The 25944-nt window shown below is 68.2% G+C and carries 18 protein-coding genes; 12 read left to right on the forward strand and 6 right to left on the reverse strand.

What is annotated here, in order from left to right; genetic code table 11:
- The first annotated feature begins 337 nt into the window (after nucleotides 1-337).
- From aceK to bioB, 9 genes are all read left to right on the forward strand, one after another.
- Entirely contained in the window at nucleotides 338-2164 is a 1827-nt protein-coding gene (aceK, locus tag ACP26O_RS15035; protein ID WP_175665655.1) for a bifunctional isocitrate dehydrogenase kinase/phosphatase, read from the forward strand.
- A 79-nt stretch (nucleotides 2165-2243) separates the two neighbouring features.
- The gene (gene can, locus ACP26O_RS15040; RefSeq protein WP_175665656.1) at nucleotides 2244-3014 is read left to right on the forward strand and encodes a carbonate dehydratase; all 771 of its coding nucleotides are present in this window, start codon (nucleotides 2244-2246) and stop codon (nucleotides 3012-3014) included.
- A gap of 134 nt (nucleotides 3015-3148) precedes the next feature.
- The gene (locus ACP26O_RS15045) at nucleotides 3149-3826 is read left to right on the forward strand and encodes an SDR family oxidoreductase (protein WP_011658064.1); all 678 of its coding nucleotides are present in this window, start codon (nucleotides 3149-3151) and stop codon (nucleotides 3824-3826) included.
- Nucleotides 3827-3865: 39 nt separating this feature from the next.
- Nucleotides 3866-4303: a YchJ family protein gene (locus tag ACP26O_RS15050; RefSeq protein WP_175665657.1), complete on the forward strand. Its 438-nt coding sequence runs from the start codon at nucleotides 3866-3868 to the stop codon at nucleotides 4301-4303.
- Between the two features lie 108 nt (nucleotides 4304-4411).
- On the forward strand, nucleotides 4412-5671 hold the full coding sequence (locus ACP26O_RS15055; protein WP_175665658.1) for a dienelactone hydrolase family protein: 1260 nt from the start codon (nucleotides 4412-4414) through the stop codon (nucleotides 5669-5671).
- 739 nt (nucleotides 5672-6410) lie between these two features.
- Nucleotides 6411-7757, forward strand: a complete 1347-nt coding sequence (bioA, locus tag ACP26O_RS15060) for an adenosylmethionine--8-amino-7-oxononanoate transaminase (protein ID WP_175665659.1) — start codon at nucleotides 6411-6413, stop codon at nucleotides 7755-7757.
- Nucleotides 7754-9121 (forward strand): 8-amino-7-oxononanoate synthase, encoded by a 1368-nt coding sequence (gene bioF / locus ACP26O_RS15065; RefSeq protein WP_244099034.1) that lies wholly within the window; start codon nucleotides 7754-7756, stop codon nucleotides 9119-9121. Before bioA ends, bioF begins: the two co-directional genes overlap by 4 nt.
- On the forward strand, nucleotides 9118-9837 hold the full coding sequence (bioD, locus tag ACP26O_RS15070) for a dethiobiotin synthase (protein WP_175665660.1): 720 nt from the start codon (nucleotides 9118-9120) through the stop codon (nucleotides 9835-9837). Before bioF ends, bioD begins: the two co-directional genes overlap by 4 nt.
- 55 nt (nucleotides 9838-9892) lie before the next feature.
- On the forward strand, nucleotides 9893-10912 hold the full coding sequence (bioB, locus tag ACP26O_RS15075) for a biotin synthase BioB (protein ID WP_426356251.1): 1020 nt from the start codon (nucleotides 9893-9895) through the stop codon (nucleotides 10910-10912).
- Nucleotides 10913-11012: 100 nt separating this feature from the next.
- On the opposite strand, the gene ACP26O_RS15080 is transcribed toward bioB, so the two are convergent.
- Nucleotides 11013-11738 carry a copper homeostasis protein CutC gene (locus ACP26O_RS15080; protein ID WP_175665661.1) on the reverse strand — a complete coding sequence of 242 codons (726 nt, stop codon included), beginning with the start codon at nucleotides 11736-11738 and terminating at the stop codon, nucleotides 11013-11015.
- A gap of 88 nt (nucleotides 11739-11826) precedes the next feature.
- Complete coding sequence (locus ACP26O_RS15085) at nucleotides 11827-13113, reverse strand: sensor domain-containing phosphodiesterase (protein ID WP_175665662.1); 1287 nt, start codon at nucleotides 13111-13113, stop codon at nucleotides 11827-11829.
- A 291-nt stretch (nucleotides 13114-13404) separates the two neighbouring features.
- Between ACP26O_RS15085 and ACP26O_RS15090 the strand changes: the two genes are divergently transcribed.
- Nucleotides 13405-15072 carry a Na+/H+ antiporter gene (locus ACP26O_RS15090; RefSeq protein WP_175665663.1) on the forward strand — a complete coding sequence of 556 codons (1668 nt, stop codon included), beginning with the start codon at nucleotides 13405-13407 and terminating at the stop codon, nucleotides 15070-15072.
- Between the two features lie 324 nt (nucleotides 15073-15396).
- Nucleotides 15397-16815, forward strand: a complete 1419-nt coding sequence (locus tag ACP26O_RS15095) for a glycoside hydrolase family 1 protein (RefSeq protein WP_244099035.1) — start codon at nucleotides 15397-15399, stop codon at nucleotides 16813-16815.
- Nucleotides 16816-17050: 235 nt separating this feature from the next.
- Here ACP26O_RS15095 and ACP26O_RS15100 read toward each other — a convergent pair whose 3' ends face one another.
- From ACP26O_RS15100 to ACP26O_RS15110, 3 genes are all read right to left on the reverse strand, one after another.
- A complete protein-coding gene (locus ACP26O_RS15100) occupies nucleotides 17051-20623 on the reverse strand; it encodes an indolepyruvate ferredoxin oxidoreductase family protein (protein ID WP_175665664.1) in 3573 nt (1190 codons plus the stop codon).
- 423 nt (nucleotides 20624-21046) lie between these two features.
- Nucleotides 21047-21277: a hypothetical protein gene (locus ACP26O_RS15105; protein WP_175665665.1), complete on the reverse strand. Its 231-nt coding sequence runs from the start codon at nucleotides 21275-21277 to the stop codon at nucleotides 21047-21049.
- Nucleotides 21278-23123: 1846 nt separating this feature from the next.
- Nucleotides 23124-23681, reverse strand: a complete 558-nt coding sequence (locus ACP26O_RS15110; RefSeq protein ID WP_175665666.1) for a sugar O-acetyltransferase — start codon at nucleotides 23679-23681, stop codon at nucleotides 23124-23126.
- A gap of 412 nt (nucleotides 23682-24093) precedes the next feature.
- Here ACP26O_RS15110 and ACP26O_RS15115 point away from each other — a divergent pair, with 412 nt between their 5' ends.
- Nucleotides 24094-24708: a glutathione S-transferase family protein gene (locus tag ACP26O_RS15115; RefSeq protein WP_166725561.1), complete on the forward strand. Its 615-nt coding sequence runs from the start codon at nucleotides 24094-24096 to the stop codon at nucleotides 24706-24708.
- Nucleotides 24709-24792: 84 nt separating this feature from the next.
- Here the strand turns inward: ACP26O_RS15115 and ACP26O_RS15120 are convergent, their stop codons facing one another.
- Nucleotides 24793-25758, reverse strand: coding sequence for an ion channel (locus ACP26O_RS15120; protein ID WP_175665667.1), 966 nt, complete (start codon nucleotides 25756-25758; stop codon nucleotides 24793-24795).
- Between the last annotated feature and the right edge of the window lie 186 nt (nucleotides 25759-25944).

Genomic DNA, 25944 nt, shown 5'->3' on the forward strand with positions numbered 1-25944 from the left:
TCGTTGTCGTTGCAGATGCAGCTGCAAATGCGGGGTACGTATGCGGGGGCAATGCGATTGCATGAGCGCGCGGGCGGCAGGCCGCGGCGGGCATCGCGTCGATTCTATCGCCGTCGCGTGAAACGCGTGCCCGGCGGGCGTCGGCCGCGCAAAAAAGTTCGTGTCAGAATCCGTTCCGTACCCGTATCTTTACGCGAAGATGCACCGAACGGCATGCAACCGCGCCCAACCCGCGCATTGACGCCACTTGGCGCCGGACCCTGAAACCCGTTGAAATGCCGACTTGGGCGCTAAAATGGCGGGTGCTTACAGTCCCTCTCGAACGAGCCTGCACGCAATGAATCACTTCCCCAAGCTGCTGTCGTCGCAGATCGGTTTCGACGTCGCCCAGACGATGCTCGAAAACTTCGACCGTCACTACCGGATCTTCCGGGAAGCCGCGGTCGACGCGAAGACGCTATACGAGCGCGCCGACTGGCACGGGCTGCAGCGGCTGGCGCGCGAGCGGATCACGTCGTACGACGATCGTGTGCAGGAATGCGTCGAGGTGCTGCAGGACGAATACGACGCGGAGAACATCGACGACGAAGTGTGGCAGCAGATCAAGTTGCACTACATCGGCCTGCTCACGTCGCACCGCCAGCCCGAGTGCGCGGAAACGTTCTTCAATTCGGTGTGCTGCAAGATCCTGCACCGCTCGTATTTCAGCAACGATTTCATCTTCGTGCGGCCCGCGATCTCGACCGAATACCTCGAGAACGACGAGCCGGCCGCGAAGCCGACCTATCGCGCGTACTACCCGGGCACCGACGGGCTCGCGGCGACGCTCGAGCGCATCGTCACGAACTTCCAGCTCGAGCCGCCGTTCGAGGATCTCACGCGCGACATCGGTTGCGTGCGGCAGGCGATCACCGACGAATTCGGCGAGTTCGACGCCGCGCCGAATTTCCAGATCCACGTGCTGTCGTCGCTGTTCTTCCGCAACAAGAGCGCGTACATCGTCGGCCGCATCATCAACGGCGATCGCGTGCTGCCGTTCGCGGTGCCGATCCGCCACGTGCGCCCGGGCCTGCTCGCGCTCGACACCGTGCTGCTGCGCCGCGACCTGCTGCAGATCATCTTCAGCTTCTCGCACTCGTATTTCCTCGTCGACATGGGCGTGCCGTCCGCGTACGTGGAGTTTCTCTGCACGATCATGCCGGGCAAGCCGAAGGCCGAGATCTACACGTCGGTCGGCCTGCAGAAGCAGGGCAAGAACCTGTTCTACCGCGACCTGCTGCACCATCTGTCGCATTCGAGCGACCGCTTCATCATCGCGCCCGGGATCAAGGGCCTCGTGATGCTCGTGTTCACGCTGCCGTCGTTCCCGTACGTGTTCAAGATCATCAAGGATCACTTCCCGCCGCCGAAGGAAACGACGCGCGAGCAGATCATGGAGAAGTACCAGCTCGTGAAGCGCCACGACCGTCTCGGACGGATGGCCGACACGCTCGAGTATTCGAGCGTCGCGCTGCCGATCTCGCGGCTCGACCATGCGCTCGTGCGCGAGCTGGAGAAGGAGGTGCCGTCGCTGCTCGAATACGAGGACGGCAACCTCGTGATCAAGCACCTGTACATCGAGCGCCGGATGATCCCGCTCAACCTGTACCTGCAGAACGGCACCGACGCCGAGATCGAGCACGGCGTGAAGGAGTACGGCAACGCGGTGAAGGAGTTGATGAAGGCCAACATCTTCCCCGGCGACATGCTGTACAAGAATTTCGGCGTCACGCGCCACGGCCGCGTCGTGTTCTACGACTACGACGAGATCGAATACCTGACCGACTGCAACGTGCGGCGCGTGCCGCCGCCGCGCAACGAGGAAGACGAACTGTCCGGCGAACCGTGGTATACCGTGGGCCCGCACGACATCTTTCCGGAAACCTACGGACCGTTCCTGCTCGGCGACCCGCGCGTGCGGGCCGTCTTCATGAAGCATCACGCGGACTTTTTCGAAGCCTCGCTGTGGCAGGCCAGCAAGGACAAGCTGCTGCAGGGCGAGCTGCCCGATTTTTACCCGTACGACGTGTCGCTGCGTTTCAGCGTGCGCTACCCCGATCGCTTCGACGCGACGCCGGACGCCGGCGACGGCGACAGCGCGGGCAATGCGCAGCGCGCTGCATGACGCAGGCCGAATCGCACGCCCGGATCCAATCGAATCGAACCGTTATCGACCCGCTTTCCGCCAACGGAATCCACACCCGATGAATACTCAAGACAATCCGCTTTCACACCTGTTCGACAACAACGACGCCTGGGTCAAGCGCCAGCTGGCCGACGATCCCGATTTCTTCGCGCGTCTCGCCGACCAGCAGGCGCCGGAATATCTGTGGATCGGCTGCTCGGATTCGCGCGTGCCCGCGAACCAGATCATCGGCCTGCCGCCGGGCGAAGTTTTTGTGCATCGCAACATCGCGAACGTCGTGGTGCACAGCGACCTGAACTGCTTGTCGGTGATTCAGTTCGCGGTCGACATCCTGCGCGTGAAGCACATCATGGTCGTCGGCCACTACGGCTGCTCGGGCGTGAACGCAGCGCTGCACAACCGCCGCGTCGGCCTCGCCGACAACTGGCTGCACCACGTGCAGGACGTGCGCGAACGCCACGCGGCGCTGCTCGACGAATGGCCGGTCGGCGAGGCGCGCTATCGCCGCCTGATCGAGCTGAACTCGATCGAGCAGGTCGTCAACGTGTGCCGCACGACGATCGTCAACGACGCGTGGGCGCGCGGCCAGTCGCTCACCGTGCACGGGCTCGTGTACGGCGTACACGACGGGCGGATGCGCAACCTCGGGATGGCCGTGTCGAACTTCGACGCGCTCGACGCAACCTACCGGCGCTGCGTCGCGGCGCTCACCGCGCGTGGCCAGCATGCACCCGACAACGACATGGTCGCGGCGGACGCCGCGCAGCTCGACGACGTCGCGCAGGCGGTCGCCGATACGCTCAAGCCGGCGTGCGGCGACGCGAAGTAACCGGCGCCGGCGCGGCGCGCACGCGCCGCGCGTCCTCCGGCTGAAGATGCGCACGAGCCTGGTCGCGACGGGTAGCGAACTGATCTGACACCGACACTGCCGCGACGGCGGTGCAACGCAAAGGAGCGGCGAACATGAAAACCGTACTGATCGTCGGCGCATCGCGCGGCTTGGGGCGCGAATTCGTCCGGCAATACCGCCGCGACGGCTGGAACGTGATCGCGACCGCCCGCGACGACGCATCGCTCGCCGCGCTGCGCGAACTCGGCGCGCAAGCCTATGCGCTCGACATCGCGCAACCCGAACAGATCGCGGCGCTCGGCTGGAAGCTCGACGGCGAACGGCTGGATGCGGCCGTGCTCGTGTCGGGCGTGTACGGGCCGCGCACCGAAGGCGTCGAGACGATCGGCGCCGAGGATTTCGACGCGGTGATGCATACGAACGTGCGGGGGCCGATGCAGCTGCTGCCGATTCTGCTGCCGCTCGTCGAGGACGCGCGCGGCGTGCTGGCCGTCGTGTCGAGCCGGATGGGCAGCATCGCGGAAGCGACCGGCACGACCGGCTGGCTGTACCGCGCGAGCAAGGCCGCGCTGAACGACGTGCTGCGCATCGCGTCGCTGCAGACGCGCCACGCCGCGTGCATCTCGCTCCATCCCGGCTGGGTGCGCACCGACATGGGCGGCGCGCAGGCCGCGATCGATCCGGAAACCAGCGTGACCGGCATGCGCCGCGTGATCGCCGAAGCCGGCGCGGACGTGTCCCGAGCCAACGGCCGTTTCTTCCAGTACGACGGCGTCGAGCTCAGCTGGTGAGCCGGCATGACAACCCGGCGTCGTTAATTCACGATTCGCATGAATTTGAACCGACCTGACGCGTGCCCGTGCGGCGGCGCGTCCCCCACTCCCGCCGGCAAAGCCCCGGCGCCGCGCTATGCGGCGTGCTGCGGACGCTTCATCGACGGCGGCGAAGCCGCACCCACCGCGCTCGAGTTGATGCGCTCACGGTACAGCGCGTACGTGCTCGGCGCGACCGACTACCTGCGCGCGACCTGGGACGCGCGCACCTGCCCGGCCGATCTCGATGCCGACCCGAACGCGCCCGACGCGCCGCGCTGGCTCGGCCTCGCGGTCAAACGCCACGCGCTGCTCGACGAACGGCACGCGGAGGTCGAGTTCGTGGCCCGCTACAAGGTCGGCGGGCGCGCGTACCGGATCCACGAGACCAGTCGCTTTACCCGCGACGAGCACGGTTTCTGGCGCTATGTCGACGGCGAAGTAAGTGAACGCTGACAAATAGTTGCCGTGTCAGACGCCGGGTAATTCCCGCATTGCACAACCTGAATTTGTCGGGCTACGATGGCCCTTCGGATCGGTCATGTTGCATGGCAGGGCTTACGAATGGCGTTCAGCAAAGTATTGGTGGGATGGATGGCGGCCTGTGCGCTGTCGGCCGCTCAGGCCGGTGCGCTGCCGAACGCAAATACCGGCGCGGCCGCGGCCGCCGGCTCGCTCGCCCATGCCGAGCGCTTCGATTATGGCGATTCGCGCCTCCCGCAGGTCGCCGCGAACCTCAACGAACAAGTCATCAGCATCCCGGCCGATGCGTCGGGCACCGTGATGCTCGAGGCCACGCTGTTCAAGCCGGACGGCCCCGGCCCGTTCCCGCTCGTCGTCTTCAACCACGGCAAGAACACCGGCGATCTGCATCTGCAGCCGCGCAGCCGGCCGCTCGCGTTCGCCCGTGAGTTCGTGCGCCGCGGCTATGCGGTGATCGCGCCGAACCGGCAAGGCTTCGCCGGGTCGGGCGGCACGTACCAGCAGGAAGGCTGCAACGTCCGCAAGAACGGCCTCGCGCAGGCCGCCGACGTCGCCGCGACGGTCCGCTACATGTCGCGTCAGTCGTACGTCGATGCGTCGCGCATCGTCGTCGCCGGCACGTCGCATGGCGGCCTCGCTTCGGTCGCGTACGGCACGGAAGCGGCGCCGGGCGTGCGCGGCATCATCAACTTCTCCGGCGGGCTGCGCCAGGATCTCTGCGACGGCTGGCAGCGCAATCTCGTCGAAGCATTCGACCAGTACGGCGCGCATACGGCCGTGCGCTCGCTGTGGCTGTACGGCGACAACGATTCGGTGTGGACGCCCGCGCTCGTCGCGCAGATGCACGACGCGTACGTGTCGCACGGCACGCAGGCGCAGTTCATCGATTTCGGCCGCTACAAGGACGACGCGCACCGGCTGATCGTCGACCGCGACGGCGTGCCCGTGTGGTGGCCGGCCGTGCATGCGTTCCTCGCGGACCTGAGCCTGCCGACCTCGGTGCGCTATGCGGTCGCGAACCCGCACGAACCGAATGCGACCGGCTACGCGTCGATCGATGCGGTCGAGGCGGTGCCGTTCCTCGACGCGGCTGGCCGCGAAGGCTATCGCCGCTTCCTGAGCCAGCATCCGAGCCGCGCGTTCGCGGTGTCCGCCGAAGGCGCGTGGTCGTGGGCCGAAGGCGGCGACGACCCGATGGCGCTCGCGCTCGACAACTGCACGAAGCAGGGGGCGGGCGCGTGCCGGTTGTATGCGGTGAACGACCGCGTCGTGTGGAATGCGAGCGCGACGCAGACGGCCGATAACGGCGACGCCGATACGCACGCGCTGGCTTCGCGCTGACGCGCGAATCGCGACGGCCGGCGATCCGGCGCTTTCGGCATCGTCTCCTTCGCTTCTCGCCCTGCTCCCTGTACTGAACGCTCGCGCGGCCCGCGGCGGCGTTCGCATATCGCGACGCCCGGGATCCGGTGCTTTCGGCATCGTCCCCTTCTCGCTCCTCTCCCTGTACTGAACGCTCGCACGGCCCGCAGCGGCGTTTGCATATCGCGACGGCCCGGGGGCTCCGGTGCTTTCCGGCATCGTCTCCTTTGCTCCTCTCCCTGCTCCCTGTACTGAACGCTCGCACGGCCCGCAGCGGCGTTCGCGCCCGGTCGCCGGATCATATGAGCCGCCGAAGCGCGCGCGCCCTCGATATCCGTGAAGCCGTTTCCCGGCGCCGTTCCCGATCCCCTGCGTCCGACTCCGCACCCATTCGCCCGCCGCATGCGTTGTGTCACGTCTCGCGCCCCTTTTTCATTCCCGCCCCGATTTTTCGGCTTCACGCGCCGGTCCGCCCCACGATTTTTTCTGTCAGGGGGTCTCACTCGAACGTCGTCATCTGCGCTCATTTCGGGATATCTGGCGCGTACCGTTCCGAGCACCCCGGATCTGCGCCGAACTCCCGCCCGGCAAGGCTTTGCGGCGTTTGTAACCGGTAGTGCAACGCACGGCGGAACACGCTAATCTCAGCGCGTTTTCCGTCTGTCGCCGCGCGGCATCCCGTTCGATGCCCGCCGCCGTTTTACCCCCCGGAGTCGCCTTGAGTACGCCAGCCACTGACGACTGGGTCGCGCGCAGCCTGCGCGCGGTCTGGCATCCCTGCACCCAGATGAAGCACCACGAGCGCCTGCCGCTCATTCCCGTCGCGCGCGGCGCGGGCGTATGGCTGTACGACCGCGACGGCCGCCGCTACTTCGATGCGATCAGCTCGTGGTGGGTGAACCTGTTCGGCCATGCGAACCCGGACATCAACGCGGCGCTGAAGGACCAGCTCGACACGCTCGAGCACGCAATGCTCGCCGGCTGCACGCACGAGCCGGCGATCGAGCTCGCCGAGCGGCTGCACGTGCTCACCGCGCGCACGCTCGGCCATGCGTTCTTCGCGTCGGACGGCGCGTCGGCGGTCGAGATCGCGCTGAAGATGAGCTTCCACGCGTGGCGCAACCGCGGCCGCGCGGACAAGCGCGAGTTCGTGTGCGTCGCGAACAGCTATCACGGCGAGACCATCGGCGCGCTCGGCGTGACCGACGTGGCGCTGTTCAAGGATGCGTACGATCCGCTGATCCGCAACGCGCACGTGGTCGCGTCGCCCGACGCACGCGGCGCGCAGCCGGGCGAAACGGCCGCCGACGTCGCGGGCCGCGCGCTCGACGACGTGCGGCGCCTGTTCGCCGAACGCGCGGACCGGATCGCCGCGCTGATCGTCGAGCCGCTCGTGCAATGCGCGGCCGGCATGGCGATGCACGATCCGTCGTACGTGCGCGGGCTGCGCGCGCTGTGCGACGAGTTCGGCGTGCACCTGATCGCCGACGAGATCGCGGTCGGCTGCGGCCGCACCGGCACCTTCTTCGCGTGCGAGCAGGCCGGCGTCTGGCCCGATTTCCTGTGCCTGTCGAAGGGCATCAGCGGCGGCTACCTGCCGCTGTCGCTCGTGCTCACGCGCGACGACGTGTTCGCGGCGTTCTACGACAACGACACGACGCGCGGCTTCCTGCATTCGCATTCATACACCGGCAACCCGCTCGCGTGCCGCGCGGCGGTCGCGACGCTCGACCTGTTCGCGCGCGACGACGTGCTCGCCGCCAACGTGCGCAAATCGGCCGCGATGCGCGCCGCGCTCGCGCCGCTCGACGCGCATCCGCAGGTGCGTCACCTGCGCGAGCGCGGCACGCTGTTCGCATTCGACGTCGCGCTCGACGGCGACGCGGCACGCGGCTTCTCGCGGCGCTTCTTCGAGCGCGCGCTCGAACGCGAACTGCTGCTGCGTCCGATCGGCACGACCGTGTACCTGATGCCGCCGTACGTGATGAGCGACGACGACATCGCGTGGCTCGCGCAGCGCACGCGCGACACGCTGGATGCAACGCTCGCGGAGATCATGCAATGACACAAACAGCCACCCGCTCACTTCGCTCGCTGCCCGCCGAGGGGGCGACTGCCTCACGTGGGGCGGCCCCGCAAGATGCCGCGACGAACCTGCTCGATACGCTGCAACGCGGCCTCGCCGAGCTCGACGCGCAAGGGTTGCGCCGCGTGCGCCGTACCGCCGACACCGCGTGCGACGCGCACATGCGCGTCGACGGCCGCGACATCGTCGGCTTCGCGAGTAACGACTATCTCGGCCTCGCCGCGCATCCGGCGCTCGTCGCCGCGTTCGCCGAAGGCGCGCAGCGCTATGGCTCCGGCAGCGGCGGCTCCCACCTGCTCGGCGGCCATTCGCGTGCGCATGCAACGCTCGAGGACGAACTCGCGGCCTTCGCGGGCGGCTTCTCCGACGCGCCGCGCGCGCTGTACTTCAGCACCGGCTACATGGCGAACCTCGCCGCGATGACGGCGCTCACCGGCAAACACGCGACGATCTTCTCCGATGCGCTGAACCACGCGTCGCTGATCGACGGGATCCGGCTGTCGCGTGCGAACGTGCAGGTCTATCCGCATGCGGACATGGCCGCGCTCGCCGCGCTGCTCGACGCGTCCGACGCCGAAACGAAACTGATCGTCAGCGACACCGTGTTCAGCATGGATGGCGACATCGCGCCGCTCGCCGAACTCGTCGCGCTGGCCGAACGGCACGGCGCATGGCTCGTCGTCGACGACGCGCACGGCTTCGGCGTGCTGGGACCCCAGGGCCGCGGCGCGCTCGCGGCCGCCGCGCTGCGCTCGCCGAACCTGATCTACGTCGGCACGCTCGGCAAGGCCGCCGGCGTCGCGGGCGCATTCGTGATCGCGCACGAGACCGTGATCGAATGGATGATCCAGCGCGCGCGCAGCTACATCTTCACGACGGCCGCGCCGCCGGCCGTCGCGCATGCGGTATCGGCGAGCCTGAAGGTGATCGCCGGCGACGAAGGCGACGCGCGACGCGCGCACCTCGCCGCGCTGATCGAACGCACGCGCGCGCTACTGCGCATGACGCGCTGGCAGCCGGTCGATTCGCACACGGCCGTGCAGCCGCTCGTGATCGGCAGCAACGACGCGACGCTCGCGGCGATGCGCGCGCTCGACGCACACGGCCTGTGGGTGCCCGCGATCCGGCCGCCGACGGTGCCGGCCGGCACGTCGCGGCTGCGCATCTCGCTGTCGGCCGCGCATTCGTTCGACGATCTCGCACGGCTCGAAGCAGCGTTGATCGAAGCCAGCGAGGGGCAGACCCGGCGGGATGCAGAACAGCCCCCACGCTCACTGCGTTCGCTGCCCCCCGAGGGGGCTGCCGCCTCCCTTGGGGCGGCCCGGCGGGAGACTGCGGCATGACCGCCCCGCTCTCGCTGTTCGTCACCGGCACCGACACCGAAATCGGCAAGACCTTCGTCTCGGCTGCGATGCTGCACGGCTTCGCGCGGCATGGCCTGCGCGCGGCCGCGCTGAAGCCCGTCGCGGCGGGCGCGTATGAACGCGACGGCGTGTGGCGCAACGAGGACGCCGACCAGCTCGACGCGGCCGCGAACGTCGTGCTGCCGCCCGAACTGCGCACGCCGTTCCTGCTGAAGGCGCCCGCCGCGCCACACATCGTCGCCGCGCAGGAAGGCGTGACGCTCGACATCGACACGATCGTCGCGTGCCATCGCGAAGCGCTGACGCGCGCGGACGTCGTCGTCGTCGAGGGCGTCGGCGGCTTCCGCGTGCCGCTCACCGACACGCAGGACACTGCCGATCTCGCGGTCGCGCTCGGCCTGCCGGTGGTGCTCGTCGTCGGCGTGCGGCTCGGCTGCATCAGCCATGCGCTGCTCACCGCCGACGCGATTCGCCAGCGCGGCCTCACGCTCGCCGGCTGGGTCGCGAACCACGTCGACCCGGCGATGTCGTACGCCGACGAGAACGTCGCGACGATGCGCGACTGGCTCGCCCGCGAGCACGGCGCGCCGCTGCTCGGCCGCATTCCGCACATGAGCCCGGCCGCCCCCGAATCCGCCGCGGCGATGCTCGACATCGCCGCGCTCGTCGAGACGCTGCGCGCCGCGCAGCATTGACCCAACAGAAACAGATCCCCCGATCCCTCATCCCCGTCCAGGACAGGAAAACGATATGACCCAAGCCCAGACCGCCACCGTGCAACCCGACGCGATTCCCGTGGCCGCTCCGGCCTCGCAGCGCTGGCGCGTCGCCGACGTCGTCGCGCTGTTCGAGCTGCCGTTCAACGACCTGATCTTCCGCGCGCAGCAGGTGCATCGCGAACACTTCGACGCGAACGCGGTGCAGCTGTCGACGCTGCTGTCGATCAAGACAGGCGGCTGCGAGGAAGATTGCGGCTACTGCTCGCAATCGTCGCACCACGACACGGGCCTGAAGGCCGAGAAGCTGATGGACGTCGACGCGGTACTCGACGCCGCGCGCGCGGCGAAGGCGAACGGTGCGAGCCGTTTCTGCATGGGCGCCGCGTGGCGCAACCCGAAGGAGCGCCACATGCCGGCGCTGACCGAGATGGTGCGTGGCGTGAAGGAACTCGGCCTCGAAACCTGCATGACGCTCGGCATGCTGGAAGACGAGCAGGCGCAGGAACTCGCGAACGCGGGCCTCGACTACTACAACCACAACCTCGACACGTCGCCGGAGTTCTACGGCCAGGTGATCTCGACGCGCACCTACCAGGATCGCCTCGACACGCTCGACCGCGTGCGCGATGCAGGCATCAACGTGTGCTGCGGCGGCATCATCGGGATGGGCGAATCGCGCCGCGAACGCGCGGGCCTGATCTCGCAGCTCGCGAACCTGAACCCGTATCCGGATTCGGTGCCGATCAACAACCTCGTCGCGATCGAAGGCACGCCGCTCGAAGGCACCGCACCGCTCGACCCGTTCGAGTTCGTGCGCACGATCGCGGTTGCGCGCATCACGATGCCGAAGGCCGTCGTGCGCCTGTCGGCCGGCCGCGAGCAGCTCGACGACGGGCTGCAGGCGATGTGTTTCCTCGCCGGCACGAACTCGATGTTCTACGGCGACCAGCTGCTGACGACGAGCAACCCGCAGTCGCAGAAGGATCGCGCGCTGTTCGAGCGCCTCGGCATCCGCGCGAGCGACGCGGACGCGATGCAGGCGAACGCGTAAGCGGCAGCACCGCGTACCAACGAAAAAGCCGGGGCATGCCCCGGCTTTTTTTCACCCGATCGTCCGCGCCGGTCGCCCTGCGCGTCGCGAAACATGCGCGTCACACGTGCGCCGCCGCGCCGTCGAGCGCCGCGCGCACGCGCTCGACCTGCTGGGCGTCGACGGGCGCCAGCACCTCGCCGCGCACCCGCACGCCCGAGCCGAAATGCACCGCGCGCACGCCGGTCGCGCGGACGAAATCGCCGACCGCATCGACCGTGAGCCCCGAGCCGGCCAGCACCGTGCAGGTCGAGCCGGCCGCCTGCCGGACCATCCGCGTGATCGTCGCGACCGCGTCGAGCACCGACGGATGGCCGCCCGACGTCAGCACCGACGTGACCGCCGGCACGCGCAGCAGCGCGTCGAAGGCGGCGTTCAGGTCGCGCGACACGTCGAACGCGCGATGGAACGTCAGGTCGCGCCCGTTAGCGGCGGCAGCGATGCGGGCGAGCGCGTCGAGATCGACGTCGCCGCGCGCATCGAGCGCACCGAACACGACACCGTTCGCGCCGGCCGCGACGGCCGCGCGCACGTCGCGTTCGATCACGCGCAGGTCGTCGGCGTCATAGACGAACGACCGGCTGTGCGGGCGCACGATCACGTTGACGGGAATCGGCACCGCGGCCACGACGGCCTCGATCAGCCCGACGCTCGGCGTCAGGCCGCCTTCGGTGATCGCGGTCACGAGTTCGAGGCGGTCGGCGCCCGCGCGGGCGGCGGCCTTCGCGTCGCCGACGGTCGTGGCGATCACTTCGAGGAGAACGGAGGAACGGGCGGTACGGTTCATCGGCGGCTCGCGAATCGTCAGGACAATTCGCGCATCCTAGCCGAGCGGCGTGAACCGCGCCAGCGCGACGCTCGCCTCACCGCCCGCGCTACGCGCCGCCGACCTCCTCGTCGACCCAGTCGATATCGCCGCACAGCACGTGCTGCGCGTCGCCGATGCGCACGGCCACCGACAGCGTCACGCACGGCTGCGCCTCGTTGATCGACAGGTACGGGCGCGTCACCTGCACGCGTCCGGGCTCGGCGATCGCCGTGCGGAAGTACGGCCGGCGCAGCCAGTTTGCGCCCTGCGCATCCGACAGCGGCGAGAAGCGCGCCTCGGCGAGCGCGCGGTCCGCGCGCAACACGACGTTACGACCTGCCTGGCGGCCCCGCGCGTCGAGCAGGAAGCAGCGCGCGGCAGCGTCGAGCGCGAGGAAGTTCCAGCACACCTCGTCGAGCGGCTCGCCGGCCGCCACCCGCTCGGCCGCGCGCTCGAACGCGCGCAGGTATGGCGCGAGCCGCTGCGCGTCGCGCCGCTCGCGCGCTTCGGTCTGCGCACGAAAGCGCTCGGTCAGCTCGCCGATGCAGCCGGTCGCCGCCGCGCTGTCGGGCAGCCCGGGCGCCGGGCGGCCGAAGTAATAGCCCTGCACGAAATCGGCCTCGCACGACAGCGCGATCTGCGCGTCGTGCTCGGTCTCGATCCCTTCGACGAGCACCAGCTTGCCGGCCTCGTGCAGCAGCGTGACGAGCCCGTGCAGGATCGCGGTGAGCCCCGTGCGGTGCGCCGCGTGGGACAGCATGATCCGGTCGAGCTTCACGATGTCGGGGTTCAGCTGCCAGATCCGCTCGAGGTTCGAGTGGCCGGCGCCGAAATCGTCGAGCGCGATCAGGAAGCCCTGCGCGCGGAATTCGCGCACGGCGTCGGCGAGCCGCTCGACGTCTTCCGCGCGCTGCTCGAGCACTTCGAGCACGACGCGACGCGGCGGCATGCCCATCCGCTTCAGGTTCGCGAGCAGCGCGGCGGCCTGGAACGGATCGGTGAGCACGCCCGGATGCACGTTGAGGAACAGCCACTCGCGCTCGGCGCCGAGCAGCGCGAAGTTCTCGAGATGCAGCGCCTGCGCGAGCCGGTCGAGCTGCAGCAGCTCGCCCTGGCGCGCGGCCTCGCCGAACACGTCGAGCGGCGACACCGCGCGGTCGAGCGCGTCATGCGCGCGCAACAGCGCCTCGTAGCCCACCGCACGCTGGTGCGACAAGCTGAAGATCGGCTGGAACACGGTCGTGAGCGACAGGTCGCGGTGACGCGTCGCCAGGCGTTCGAGGCCGGAGCTCATCTCCCGCTCGAAACGATACGGCGACGCGGTGGCCGGGCGCTCCTGCTGCACGATCGTCATGGCTTCCTCCTGGCGGTGCAGCCGAACGCGGCGGTGGTTCGAGATGGCGCGCGCAATGTCATGGTCGAATCCTCGGTTGTCCGGCCGGTGCCGGACGGTACGCAAGCATCAAGCAAGCTTCGTGCAAGGGCTGAACACGCGCGCCACGCCTGCGTGCGGCGCCGCCGCACCAGTGTGGCGCGGGCCGGATGCACCGTTTGCGTGCAAGCGCACCGGCGCACTCGAACGCACCCGTCACGTCGTCACGCTAAACTCCGTCCGGTCGTTTCATTCTCCACAATTGCCGTATCGATGGAAATCGTCTTCACTGTCCTGATTCTGCTGCTCACCGTCGCGCTGTCCGGCGCGGCCACACGCGTGCTGCCGTTGCGGCTTCCGCTGCCGCTGATGCAGATCGCGTTCGGCGCGATGCTCGCGTGGCCGAAGCTCAACCTGCACGTCACGTTCGATCCCGAAATCTTCATGCTGCTGTTCATTCCGCCGCTGCTGTTCGCGGACGGCTGGCGGATTCCGAAACGCGAGCTGTACCTGCAGCGCCGCGCGATCCTGATGCTCGCGTTCGGGCTCGTGTTCATGACCGTACTCGCAGTCGGCTACTTCGCGCACTGGCTGATACCCGAGTTGCCGCTGCCGATCGCGTTCGCACTCGCGGCCGTGCTGTCGCCCACCGACGCGGTCGCGCTGTCGGGCATCGCCGGCCGAGGCCGGATTCCGCCGCAACTGATGCACATCCTCGAAGGCGAGGCGCTGATGAACGACGCGTCGGGCCTCGTCGCGCTGAAGTTCGCGGTCGCGGCCGCGCTCACGGGCGTGTTCTCGCTGCGCGAGGCATCGATCACGTTCGTGATCGTCGCCGCCGGCGGCCTGGCGACGGGCGCGGTCGTCGCGTGGCTGTTCAGCGCGCTGTCGACGCGCTTCCTGAACGCCGAGCAGGAAGGCGACCCGGCCCCCGGCATCGTGATGACGCTGCTCGTGCCGTTCGCCGCCTATCTGTTCGCCGAGCACCTCGACCTGTCGGGCGTGCTCGCGGCCGTGTCGGCCGGGATGATGATGAACTACACGAGCTTCTCCCGCAAAAGCACCGTCGCGTCGCGCGTGCGTGCCGAAAGCACGTGGGCGATGATCGAGTTCGTGTTCAACGGCATGGTGTTCATCATGCTCGGGCTGCAGTTGCCGCACATCATCGGCCGCGCGCTCGTCGACGCGCACCACACGAGCGACGCGCTCGTCGGCCGGATGATCTTCAACGTGTGCGCGATGATGCTCGCGCTGTATGCGATCCGCTTCCTGTGGGTCTGGCTGCTGCGCTGGATCGCGAGCCGCCGCGCCGCGCGTCACGGCCTCGCGGGCACGATGGCCGGCATCCGCACGATCGCGGTGATGACGGTCGGCGGCGTGCGCGGCGCGGTCACGCTCGCGGGCGTGCTGTCGATCCCCGTCGCGCTGTCCGACGGCGCACCGCTGCCGGGGCGGGACACCGCGATCTTCGTCGCGTCGGCGGTGATACTCGGCTCGCTGATCGTCGCGGTGATCGGGCTGCCGCTGCTGCTGCGCGGCGTGCGCTCGACGCGCAACCCGCTCGCCGACGAGGAACGCACCGCGCGCGCGGCCGCCGCACAGGCCGCGATTCGCGCGATCGACTCGTCGCACGACGCGATCTCGGCCGATCTCGACGAATCGGGCGCGGCACGCTGCGCGGACATCTCCGCGCGCGTGATGGATCAGTACCGCCGGCGCCTGGCCGCACTCGCCGAGGACGGCCCGACGCCGCGCGCGGAAGCGAAGCAGACCGAGACGATGGAACTGCAGATGCGGATCGCGGCAGTGCGCGCGGAACGCTCGGTGCTGTACCGGCTGCGCGGCGAAAGCAAGATTTCCGACGAGACGCTGACGAAGCTGATTCGCGAGATCGACCTGTCGGAAACGGCGCTGTCGACGCGCAAGAAAGGCATCGTCTGACGATGGGGCCGCGCAGCGGCCTGCTGCGACGCCCGTCGCATGCAACGCGGGACTAGACGCCTCCCTCTAGAAGCCCCGGCGGCATATTCAAAAAAATTAAACGAGACGTCCTTATTATCTGTTGCGGGCCGTCACGATACCGGCGCCCGCATGCATGCCGGGCCTGGCAATTCCCTCCGGCCCGCTCATCCCATGTGTCTTCCGCGAACGTCGAGGGCCGGACGCATTGATCCGGCGCGCGCGCACTTCGCCGCGCCTCATGCCTCTTTAATCGCAATCCTAATCAAAAACGCGGATGCCAATCGCCGCACAACGAGTAAGCCCATGATCAAACCCATCTCGCTTCAGAGCCGCCGACGATTCCTGGCGCAAGGCACCGCCATGCTCGGCAGCGGCATGCTGTCCGCCTGCGGCGGCGATTCGATCGACTCCGACGCCTCCGCCCGCTTCGCCGACGACTTCGTGTGGGGCGTCGCCACCGCGGCGCCGCAAATCGAAAGCCGCGACGGCCGCGGGCGCAGCAACTGGGACGTGTTCGCCGACCAGCCCGGCACGATCGCCGACGGCTCGACGAATGCCCGCTGCATCGAATTCGAGAAACGCTACCCGGGCGACCTCTCGCTGCTCGCGAACGCGGGCGTCCAGGCGTTCCGGTTCTCGACCGCGTGGCCGCGCGTGCAGCCGGACGGCCCCGGCGCGGCGAGTGAAGCCGGCCTCGCCACCTACGATCGCATGGTCGACGCGATGCTGGAGCGGCACCTCACGCCCTATCTGACGCTGTTTCACTGGGACATTCCGGTGTGGGCCGGCGATTTTCGCGACCGTGACATCGCGTACCGGCTGGCCGACTACGCGCAGCAGGTGTCGCGCCGGCTCGGCGACCGGGTCAAGCACTGGATGATGCTGAACGAGCCCAACGGCGTCGCGCTGTCCGGCTACGCTTACGGCGCGTCGCCGCCGCGCGCGCAGTCCATGGGGGCGATGTTCGCCGCGATCCACCATCAGAACCTCGCGCAGGGGCTGATGTTCCAGGCCGTGCGTTCGAACGTGCGGGGCGCGGCGCAGGTCGGCACCACGATCAGCGGGCGGCCGGTGCATGCGGCCACGAATGCGGCCGCCGATCAGGCCGCCGCCGCGCAGTTCGACGCGATCTGGCATCGCGCGTTTCTCGACCCGCTGTACGGCAAGGGCTATCCGGCCGAGCTGCAGGCGGCGCTGGCGCCGCTCGTCCAGCCAGGCGACATGGCGACGATCGCGGCGAACCCGGATTTTCTCGGCGTGCAGTATTACAACTGCTTCTACGTGAAGGCCGGCGCCAACGGCACGGGCTTCACGCTGGCCGCGAGCCCGGCGAACGAAACCCAGACGCTGGGATATCCGGTGGAGCCGTACGGGATGTCCGAGATGCTGCTGCGCGTCCACCGCGACTACGGCGCGCCGCGCATCCTCGTCACCGAGACCGGGTTCGCGATCGCCGAGCCCGCGCCGAGCGGCGGCGTCGTCGACGACGGCCCGCGTATCGACTACCTCGCGAGCTACCTGAACGCCGCGCACGACGCGTATCGGCAGGGCGTGCGCCTCGGCGGGCTGTTCTACTGGGCCGGAATGGATAGTTGGGAGTGGTCCAGCGGCTTCGCGAAGAAATTCGGGCTGATCCACGTCGACCCGGCAACGCAGCAACGCCTGCCGAAACGCAGCCTCGCTTATTACTCGCGCTGCATCGCAGGCAATCGCGTCGCGTAAGGCGCGTAGGCGGCGCGGGTGCAGGGCGGCAGGCGGGCGGCCTGCGCATCCACTCGCCCGCCTGCCCGCGGCGCCCCGCCAGCTGTCGCGCGGGCGCGTCGTTCCCGATGCCCCGCAACGAATCACCGCGCCGCGCGTTCGCCTTACTTCACGACGACGACCGGAATGCGCCTTCAGGCGCGCGGGCGCGTCGTTCCCCGGTCCCCGCAGCGATTCCCCGCGCCGCGCGTTCGCATTACTTCGCGACGACGACCGGAATGCCCTTCAGCATCCCCGCGCCCTTCATCTCGTCGAGCGCGTGCTGCACGGCCGCGCTCGTCGCCGCGTCGATGCCGAGCTGCAGCGCGAGCTCGCGCTCCGCACGCTTCACACCGGCGAGGTTGCGGACCTTCACATGACCGAAGCCGCGCACGCGGGCGTGCAGGTCGGCCAGCTGCGCGACCTGCGCGGCATTGCCAGCGGTCAGCGCGGCAAGCGCGCGCGTGAGCGTCGTCTCGTAGTCGTCCGCGAGCGCGCGCTCCATCCTGCGCTCGGCCGTGCGGCCGAACGGATCGAGCCACGTGCCGCGCAGGCTGCGCACGCGCGCCAGCATGCCGAACACCGGCCACATCCACTGGCCGAACACGCGCTTCTTCGGCGCGCTGCCGTCGCGTCCGGCCTTCGCGACCGTCGGCGGCGCCAGGTTGAACTTCACGCGATAGTCCTGCCCCGGCACGCCTTCGAACTGCGCTTCGAGCGCCGTGCGGAACGCGCCGTCCGCATACAGCCGCGCGACCTCGTATTCGTCCTTCACCGCGAGCAGCCGGTAGAACGTCGTCGCGACCGCACGCGTCAGCGCGTCGTCACCCTTCGCGCGCGCCGCGTTCACGAGCGCACGGTAGCGCTCGACGTAACGCGCGCCGCCGTATGCGTCGAGGCGCGCTTCGCGATCGGCGATCAGTTCGGCGAGCGTCTCCGGCGCGGCCTGCGCGGCCACCGTGTGACGCGCGTTCCACAATGCGTCGAGGCCCGCCGCGTCGCCGGCCGCCATCCGGCCGATCGAGAACGCGAGCTTGTTCATCGGCACCGCGACGTTGTTCAGTTCGATCGCGCGCATCATCGCGGCGAGCGACACCGGCACGAGGCCGAGCTGCCACGCGTAGCCGAGCATCAGGATGTTCGCGCCGATCGAGTCGCCGAGAAATTTCGCGGCGAGCGCCTGCGCGTCGCAGCTCGACAGGTAGCCGTCGCCGGCCGCGTGACGCATCTTCTCGAGCAGCGCATCCGCGTGCAGGTTCGCGTCGGGATTCTGCACGAACGACGCGTTCGGAATCCGATGCGTGTTGACGACGATCCGCGAGCGCTCGTGGCGCACCGTCTGCAGCGCCTCGGCACTCGCGCCGACGACCATGTCGCACGCGAGCAGCACGTCGGCTTGCTGCGTGTCGATGCGCACCTGGTTCAGCCATTTGTCGCTCGACGCGATCCGCACGAACGACAGCACCGAGCCGCCCTTTTGCGCGAAGCCCATGAAGTCGAGCACCGATGCGCTCTTGCCTTCGAGATGCGCGGCCATGCTGATCAGCGCGCCGACCGTCACGACGCCCGTGCCGCCCACGCCCGTCACGAGCATGTCGAACGGCGCCGCGTCGAGATGCGTCGCCGGCACCGGCAGCGCGTCGACGCGCGCGGCGAGCGCCGCCTCGTCGAACGCCGCGCCCGCGGCCTTCTTCAGTGCCGCGCCTTCGACCGTCACGAAGCTCGGGCAGAAGCCGTTCACGCACGAGTAGTCCTTGTTGCACGACGACTGGTCGATGCGGCGCTTGCGGCCGAGCGGCGTCTCGAGCGGCTCGACCGACAGGCAGTTCGACTGCACGCCGCAGTCGCCGCAGCCTTCGCACACCGCGTCGTTGATGAACAGGCGCTTGTCCGGGTCGGGGAACTCGCCCTTCTTGCGGCGGCGACGCTTCTCGGCCGCACAGGTCTGGTCGTAGATCAGCACGGTGACGCCCGGCGTCTCGCGCAGCTCGCGCTGCACCGTGTCGAGCTCGCTGCGGTGATGGAACGTCGTGCCGGCCGGGAACTGCCCGTGATGGCCGTCGTACTTCTCCGGTTCGTCGGACACGACGACGAAGCGCGACACGCCTTCCGCCTCGACCTGCCGCGCGATCTGCGGCACCGAGATGCTGCCGTCGACCGGCTGGCCGCCCGTCATCGCGACCGCGTCGTTGTAGAGGATCTTGTACGTGATGTTCGCCTTCGCGGCGACCGCCTGGCGGATCGCGAGGATGCCCGAGTGGAAGTAGGTGCCGTCGCCGAGGTTCTGGAACACGTGCTTCGTGTTGGTGAACATCGCGTGCGCGGCCCAGTCGACGCCCTCGCCGCCCATCTGGATCAGGCCCGTCGTGTCGCGCTCCATCCACGACGCCATGAAGTGGCAGCCGATGCCGGCCTGCGCGATCGAGCCTTCCGGCACCTTCGTCGACGTGTTGTGCGGGCAGCCCGAGCAGAAGTACGGCGTGCGCTTCACTGCGTCCGCTTCGTTCGACAGGATCCGCGGCGCGACGAGATCGACGACGCGTTCACGGCGATCGAGCGCCGGCTTGTGCCGCGCGAGCCATTCGGCGAACACCGGCAGGATCCGCGACGGCCGCAGCTCGCCGAGTTCGGACAACAGGCAGGCCCCCTGCGCATCGTGCTTGCCGAGCACGCGCGGGCGGGCGCCGTCCGCGCGGTTGTACAGGTAGTCCTTGATCTGCTGCTCGATGACGGGGCCCTTCTCCTCGATCACCAGTACTTCGGCGAGCCCGTCGACGAAGGTCTCGATGCGCGTCATCTCGAGCGGATACGACAGGCCGACCTTGTAGATCCGCACGCCGGCCGCGTCGAGATCGGCCACCGTCAGGTCGAGACGGCGCAGCGCTTCCATCAGGTCGAGGTGCGCCTTGCCGCAGGTGACGATGCCGACGTTCGCCTGCGCGCTCGGCGCGATCCACTTGTCGATGCTGTTGGTGCGTGCGAAGTGGCGCACCGCGTCGAGCTTCGCGGCGAGGCGCGCCTCGATCGTGAGGCTCGGCAGGTCGGGCCAGCGGTTGTGCAGGCCGCCCGCCGGCGGCGTGAAGCCCGCCGGCGCCGGCCATTGCGTCTGCAGCGCGTCGAGATCGACGGTCGAGCCGGACTCGACCGTCTCCGAGATCGCCTTGAAGCCGACCCATGCGCCCGAATAGCGCGACAGCGCCCAGCCGTACAGGCCGAACTCGAGCATGTCGGCGATGTTCGACGGGTTCACGACCGGCATGTGCCACGCGATCATCGCGAAGTCGCTCTGGTGCGGCATCGACGACGACACGCAGCCATGGTCGTCGCCCGCCACCACCAGCACGCCGCCGTGCGGCGACGAACCATATGCGTTGCCGTGCTTGAGCGCGTCGCCGGCGCGGTCGACGCCGGGGCCCTTGCCGTACCACATCGCGTACACGCCATCGACGGTGCGCTCCGGGTCGGCCTCGACGCGCTGCGTGCCGAGCACCGCGGTGCCGCCGAGTTCCTCGTTGATCGCGGGCAGGAAGCGCACGCCGCTACCGTCGAGCAGCTTCTGCGCCTTCCACAGCTGCTGGTCGACCATCCCGAGCGGCGAGCCGCGGTAGCCGCTGACGAAGCCGGCCGTGTTGAGCCCCTGCGCGGCGTCGGATGCGCGCTGCATCAGCAACAGGCGGACCAGCGCCTGCGTGCCGGTGAGGAAGATCCGGCCGCGCGTGGCGGTCAGGTTGTCGGTCAGACGATAGTCGGATAGAGCGGGCGTACCGTCGACGGGCAGGCGGGCGGTCATGGGGGATGTCTCCTGATTGTGCTGTTCTGGGCCGCGCACCGGGGCGTCGGGCGACGCCGGCCGGAGGTGGCTGGATGGCTCTATTTTTTCGCGCGGACGCGAGAAAGTTTTTTCTCATCTTGCTCGGCGGGTGCCGAAGTGAGAAAAACTGCGCAGGTTTCGGGCGGGAATTGAGAGAGTTTTCGCGCGGGGTGGTGGGGCGGCCGTCGGGGGGCGGTCGGGGTGGGTGGGCGCTTGCGTCGAAATGGCGGGGGCGAGCGGGACGCAGGGCGCGGGCGCGGCCGCGGGCGCTCGCGGCCCGTGCGATAAGGGTTTGGGCAGGAAACGGCGGCGTGCTCACCGATGGAATGCACAGCGTTCGGATTGGTTGCGGGCTCGGGATGTCCACAATGCCGGGGCTATCGGCCGAGTTGGTGATCGCGCTCACCGTTCGATCGCACAGGGTTTCGAGTCGCGCCGGGTGCCGGATGTCCACACCTCGATTTGTTCGCCGCTCGGGCGGATGCCGATGCTCACCGTCGAAATCCACAGCGCGACGAGTCGATGCCGGCAGCAGATATCCACGCCGCCGCATCCCTGCTTCGCCGCTGCGATGGTCGCCCTCACCGTCCGGATGCACAGGGTCGTGAGTCGATTCGGCTGCAGGATATCCACATGTCCGTCCGGCCTTGGTGCAAGCCGTTGGGCAGTCGAACGAGACGGCCGGTACGGGTGTGGATATCGCCGCCCGCGGAGACTCTAAACGCTGTGAATTTCGACGGTGAGTGATGGCACACGCTCGAATGAGGATGCCGATTCGGGTGTGGGCAGCTCGTTCCGCGACGACTCCAAACGCTGTGAATTTCGACGGTGAGCATCGGCAGAGCTCGAACAACGGTGCCGATTCGAGTGTGGACAGCCCGCTTCGCGACGACTCGAAACACTGTGAATTTCGATGGTGAGTGACGGCACGCGCTCGAACAAGGGTGTCGATTCGGGTGCGGACAGCTCGTTCCGCGACGACTCGCAACACTGTGAATTTCGATGGTGAGTGACGGCGCGCGCTCGAACGAGGGTGTCGATTCGGGTGTGGACAGCTCGTTCCGCGACGACTCGCAACACTGTGAATTTCGACGGTGAGTGACGACAGACAATCAAACGAGTACGCCGATTCGGGTGCGAATCGCTCGATCCGCGACGACGCCAAACACTGTGAATTCCATTGGTGAGCGGCGGCGCGAGGATCGAACGAGGGCGCTGATTCGGGTGTGGACAGCCCAACCCAGGACCAGTCGAGACGCTGTGAAATTCAACGGTGAGCGTGGCCGTTCTGTCGCGCGAAGGCGCCGCTTCGGCGCGAACAGCCGCGCCCGCAACCACTCTGCGCACCGGGGATCCGGATTCGCGCAGACACGGCAGAGCCGCATATACGCGCCCTCACCGCTTAAATACACAGCACGTCGACTGGCTTCCGCGGCCAGCTATCCACATCGCGGCGCATAGACGCGAACGGCACGCGCGATCCCGAGTGCGGTTAGAATGCGCGACCCTCGAAACCGTGTCGACGATCGGAAACGGGCACGCGGCTCGATCTGCCGCCGACGCTCACCATTGAAATACACAGCGCTTCGAGTGAATTCGGCTGCGAGATATCCGCACCGTGATACGGGTCCGGATCTATCACCAATCCGCGCGTGCCGTTAGAATGCGCGGCGCCCCCGAATCTCGCGCGACACCCACGCGACTCGCGGAGGTCCTCACCGGGCAAGCCTCACGCGCAATCGGTCACCGACGCTCACCATTGAAATACACAGCGCTTCGAGTGAATTCGGCTGCGAGATATCCACACCGCGATACGGGTCCGGATCTATCGCCGATCCGCGCGTGCCGTTAGAATGCGCGGCGCCCCCAAATCTCGCGCGACACCCGCGCGACGCCTGGAAGTCCGCACCAGGCAAGCCTCACGCGCAATCGGTCACCGACCCTCACCATTGAAATATACAGCGCTTCGAGTGAATTCGGCTGCGAGATATCCACACCGCGATACGGGTCCGGATCTATCGCCAATCCGCGCGTGCCGTTAGAATGCGCAGCGCCCCGAATTCTCGCGCGAACACCCGCGCGACTCGCGGAAGTCCGTACCAGGCAAGCCTCACGCGCAATCGGCCGCCGACGCTCACCCTTCGAAAGCACAGAATTTTTCGTCGTTCGGGGCCGCGGTTGTCCACACCCTGCATCACGCATCCGACCGCATGCGGTCATGCTCACCGATGAAAAGCACAGCGTGCCGAGTGATTTGGATGCCTGGATATCCACAACCGATGCAACGCAGGAATGTGCGGCCCGCGCATCGGCAACGTCGGCTCATGCACCTGCCCGCAGTCGGTGTCAAGTGCCGGGAAGCCCCGCCGATTCTGCCTCTGGCTACACACTCACCTTTCGCATCCACAGCGTTTCGAGTGGCCGGAAGGGCCGGTTGTCCACATGCGCGCCGCCGTGGGCGCGGCCCGAAGCCCCCCCGTCACTCGGCAATCGCGCGAATGATCCGCGCCGGGTTTCCGCCGACCAGCATATTCGGCGGAACGTCGCGCGTCACAACGGAACCCGCGCCGACCACCGAATTCTCCCCGACCGTCACACCGCCGATGATCGTCGCGCCCGCGCCAATCCACACGTTGTTCCCGATCACGATCGGCCGCGCGACGACGAAGTCGCGCCGGCGGGACGGCTCGACCGGATGGCCCGACGTGATGAGGCTGACGTTCGGCCCGATCATCACGTCGTCGCCGATGTCGAGGCCGCCGAGGTCATAGAAGGTGCAGTTCTGGTTGACGAACACGTTGCGGCCGATTCGTGTGTCGGCACCGCCCGTCGCGTAGAACGGCGGGATCAGCATGAAGCCGTCGTCCAGCGGCTTGCCGATCAGTTCTCCGAACAAGGTGCGGACTTCGGGCGCGTCATCGAACGTCAGACGGTTGAGCCGGGCGGTGATTGCCATCGTTCGCGCAAGCTCGGCACGCATCGCGGCCGATTCCGGCGTGCGCCGGGGAATGATCGTGGTGCGATCGTCGTTCGCCATTCGTTGCTGTTCTCCGTGTGCGATCGAACCGGCATGCTGCGCATGCGATTCCGTGGCCTTGAATTCGACGATTCAGGCGACCCGCGCGAGACGACTGGGCTTCCGCGTTTCGCGGCCCGTCGACGACCCGCGTCCAAGCTCATGCGGCCCGTGCGCCGACGCTGCTGCAAGGTCGGCAGAACACTGTAGTCGCACTCGTTTCAGCGCGCACTCTTTCGTCAATTCATAACTAGTTAATCTATGACTAGTTAGATCATGAACTACCGCCGAACGGGGCTCGGCGGGAGATTCGCCGCCCATTCCCAACCGTTCGAACACGCGCGACGCACCGCCCGCCCCTGTCCGAACCTCTCCCGCTCGGGTACGCTTGAGCATCCCCCGAACCACACGCACATCCAAAAGCGGAGGCGCGATGAAGCTCTACTACTGGCCCAAAACCCGGGCATTCCGGGCGCTGTGGATGCTGGAGGAAATCGGCGCCGTCTACGAGCTCGTGCCGATCGACCTGCGTTCGCACGAGCAGGGCAGCGACGCGTTCGTCCAGGTCAATCCGATGGCCAAGCTGCCCGCGCTCGACGACGGCAGCGAGCCGTTCGCCGAATCGGGCGCGGTGCTGCTCTATCTCGCCGATCGCTGCCCCGGCGCCGGGCTCGGCATCGCGCCCGACGATCCGCTGCGCGGCCGCTTCCTGCAGTGGATGTTCTTCACGCCCACCTGCCTCGAACCGGCGATGGCCGAGAAATTCACCGGCGCGTCGAGCAATCCGGTCGCGTTCGGCTGGGGCAACATCACGCGGGTGCAACGTGCGCTCGCGCAAACGCTCGCTCACAGCCGCTGGCTCGTCGGCGACCGCTTCACCGCAGCCGACCTGCTGCTCGCCAGCACACTGAAGATCGCGTTCGACGCGCACCTGCTGCCGCACGAAGGCGTGCTCGGCGACTACGTCACACGCGCCGAGGACCGCGACGGCCACCGCCGCGCGGTGGCGGTCGAACAGCGCGAAGCCGCACGTCTGCTGCATCCGTGACGCGTGCGCGCGGCGCGCGGTCGGTGGCGGCGGTGGCGGCGGCCGCATCCGCGCACCGGCGCCCGTTAGCGCCGGTCGCCAACGTCATCCAGCGGGCCCGGACACCTGCGCCGCCGGGCCGCTCTCGATCACGCCCGGCGAACCGCGTTCGTCGCTCTCGGCGTCGACCGGCACGACCTCGTGAAAATGCGTGTAGTCGATATGCGTGATGCCGTCTTCGTCATGCATCAGGTCGACATAGCGGTGACGCCAGCGGATGTCCGCATGCGTCCACGAGTAGCGCGCCTGCATGACCTGCGCGGTCGTCTCGTCGGAGCCCTCGATCGTGATCAGCAGCGTCGCGTCACGCGCGGCGAGCGATTCGGCCGTCTCGCCGAACAGCGGGCTCGTTTCGTCGATCACGTGCATCAGGTTCCAGCCGAGCAGGAAGATCGGATGCTCGCTGCGCACGAGCGGCAGGTCGTGGATCTTGCGCAGCGTGTAACCCTCGTGCGTCCCCTCGACGCGCATCAGCCGCAGCTTCGCCTGCGCTTCGGCGATCACGTTCTGGCGCGCATTCGCGGCACGCACCATCAGCGTCATCCGCCCGTTCAGCGGGCGCACGATCGCCAGCCGCGCGAACAGGATCTTCGCCTGCGGCCGCGAAAACCGCGCGAACACGAGCCCGGTCGCCAGCGCGATGCCCGACATCCCGATGAAGATTTCGAAGGTCGAGACCACGTGCGCGTAGACGCTCTGCGGATGCATGTCGCCATAGCCGACCGTCGCGAGCGTCTCGACGCTGAAAAAGAACGCGCCGACGAAGCCAGCCGGCGACTGGTTCGCGATCGCGTCGTGGCCAAGCAGGTAGAGCGCCGCGAAGCCGCCGTTGAGCAGCAGGAACAATATTGCGAGCGACAGGAAGAATACGGGCCAGCTCACCGTCAGCGCACGGTGATAGAGGTCGCGCCAGCCAAGCGGCGGCATCCCGTATGCGACAACGGGGCGGGTGCCGGACCAGAGCTTGCGGCCACGGCCGCGGGAAGCTGGGGAGGACGAATCGACGTTCATCGCGCGAGGCCGGAAGCAAGAAGGCGATGAGCGTAGCACGCGGGGCGGCGGCGGGGAATGCGCAGCGATGCGGGGCGATACGCGGCGGCCTGGCGCGTGCGGCGCGAGCGATGCGCAGTGGCCTTGCGCGCGCCGGCGCGAAAAAAAAGCCGGCCGCATCGGCGGCCGGCTGCACGGTCATCCTGC

It is taken from the genome of Burkholderia sp. R-40, assembly GCF_049942845.1.
GTDB classification, from domain to species: Bacteria; Pseudomonadota; Gammaproteobacteria; order Burkholderiales; family Burkholderiaceae; genus Burkholderia; species Burkholderia ambifaria.

Coding starts and splice junctions, on each gene's coding strand:
- aceK (WP_175665655.1), top strand. CDS start 338: ATGAATCACTTCCCCAAGCTGCTGTCGTCGCAGATCGGTTTCGACGTC.
- can (WP_175665656.1), top strand. CDS start 2,244: ATGAATACTCAAGACAATCCGCTTTCACACCTGTTCGACAACAACGAC.
- ACP26O_RS15045 (WP_011658064.1), top strand. CDS start 3,149: ATGAAAACCGTACTGATCGTCGGCGCATCGCGCGGCTTGGGGCGCGAA.
- ACP26O_RS15050 (WP_175665657.1), top strand. CDS start 3,866: ATGAATTTGAACCGACCTGACGCGTGCCCGTGCGGCGGCGCGTCCCCC.
- ACP26O_RS15055 (WP_175665658.1), top strand. CDS start 4,412: ATGGCGTTCAGCAAAGTATTGGTGGGATGGATGGCGGCCTGTGCGCTG.
- bioF (WP_244099034.1), top strand. CDS start 7,754: ATGACACAAACAGCCACCCGCTCACTTCGCTCGCTGCCCGCCGAGGGG.
- bioD (WP_175665660.1), top strand. CDS start 9,118: ATGACCGCCCCGCTCTCGCTGTTCGTCACCGGCACCGACACCGAAATC.
- bioB (WP_426356251.1), top strand. CDS start 9,893: ATGACCCAAGCCCAGACCGCCACCGTGCAACCCGACGCGATTCCCGTG.
- ACP26O_RS15080 (WP_175665661.1), bottom strand. CDS start 11,738: ATGAACCGTACCGCCCGTTCCTCCGTTCTCCTCGAAGTGATCGCCACG.
- ACP26O_RS15085 (WP_175665662.1), bottom strand. CDS start 13,113: ATGACGATCGTGCAGCAGGAGCGCCCGGCCACCGCGTCGCCGTATCGT.
- ACP26O_RS15090 (WP_175665663.1), top strand. CDS start 13,405: ATGGAAATCGTCTTCACTGTCCTGATTCTGCTGCTCACCGTCGCGCTG.
- ACP26O_RS15095 (WP_244099035.1), top strand. CDS start 15,397: ATGATCAAACCCATCTCGCTTCAGAGCCGCCGACGATTCCTGGCGCAA.
- ACP26O_RS15100 (WP_175665664.1), bottom strand. CDS start 20,623: ATGACCGCCCGCCTGCCCGTCGACGGTACGCCCGCTCTATCCGACTAT.
- ACP26O_RS15110 (WP_175665666.1), bottom strand. CDS start 23,681: ATGGCGAACGACGATCGCACCACGATCATTCCCCGGCGCACGCCGGAA.
- ACP26O_RS15115 (WP_166725561.1), top strand. CDS start 24,094: ATGAAGCTCTACTACTGGCCCAAAACCCGGGCATTCCGGGCGCTGTGG.
- ACP26O_RS15120 (WP_175665667.1), bottom strand. CDS start 25,758: ATGAACGTCGATTCGTCCTCCCCAGCTTCCCGCGGCCGTGGCCGCAAG.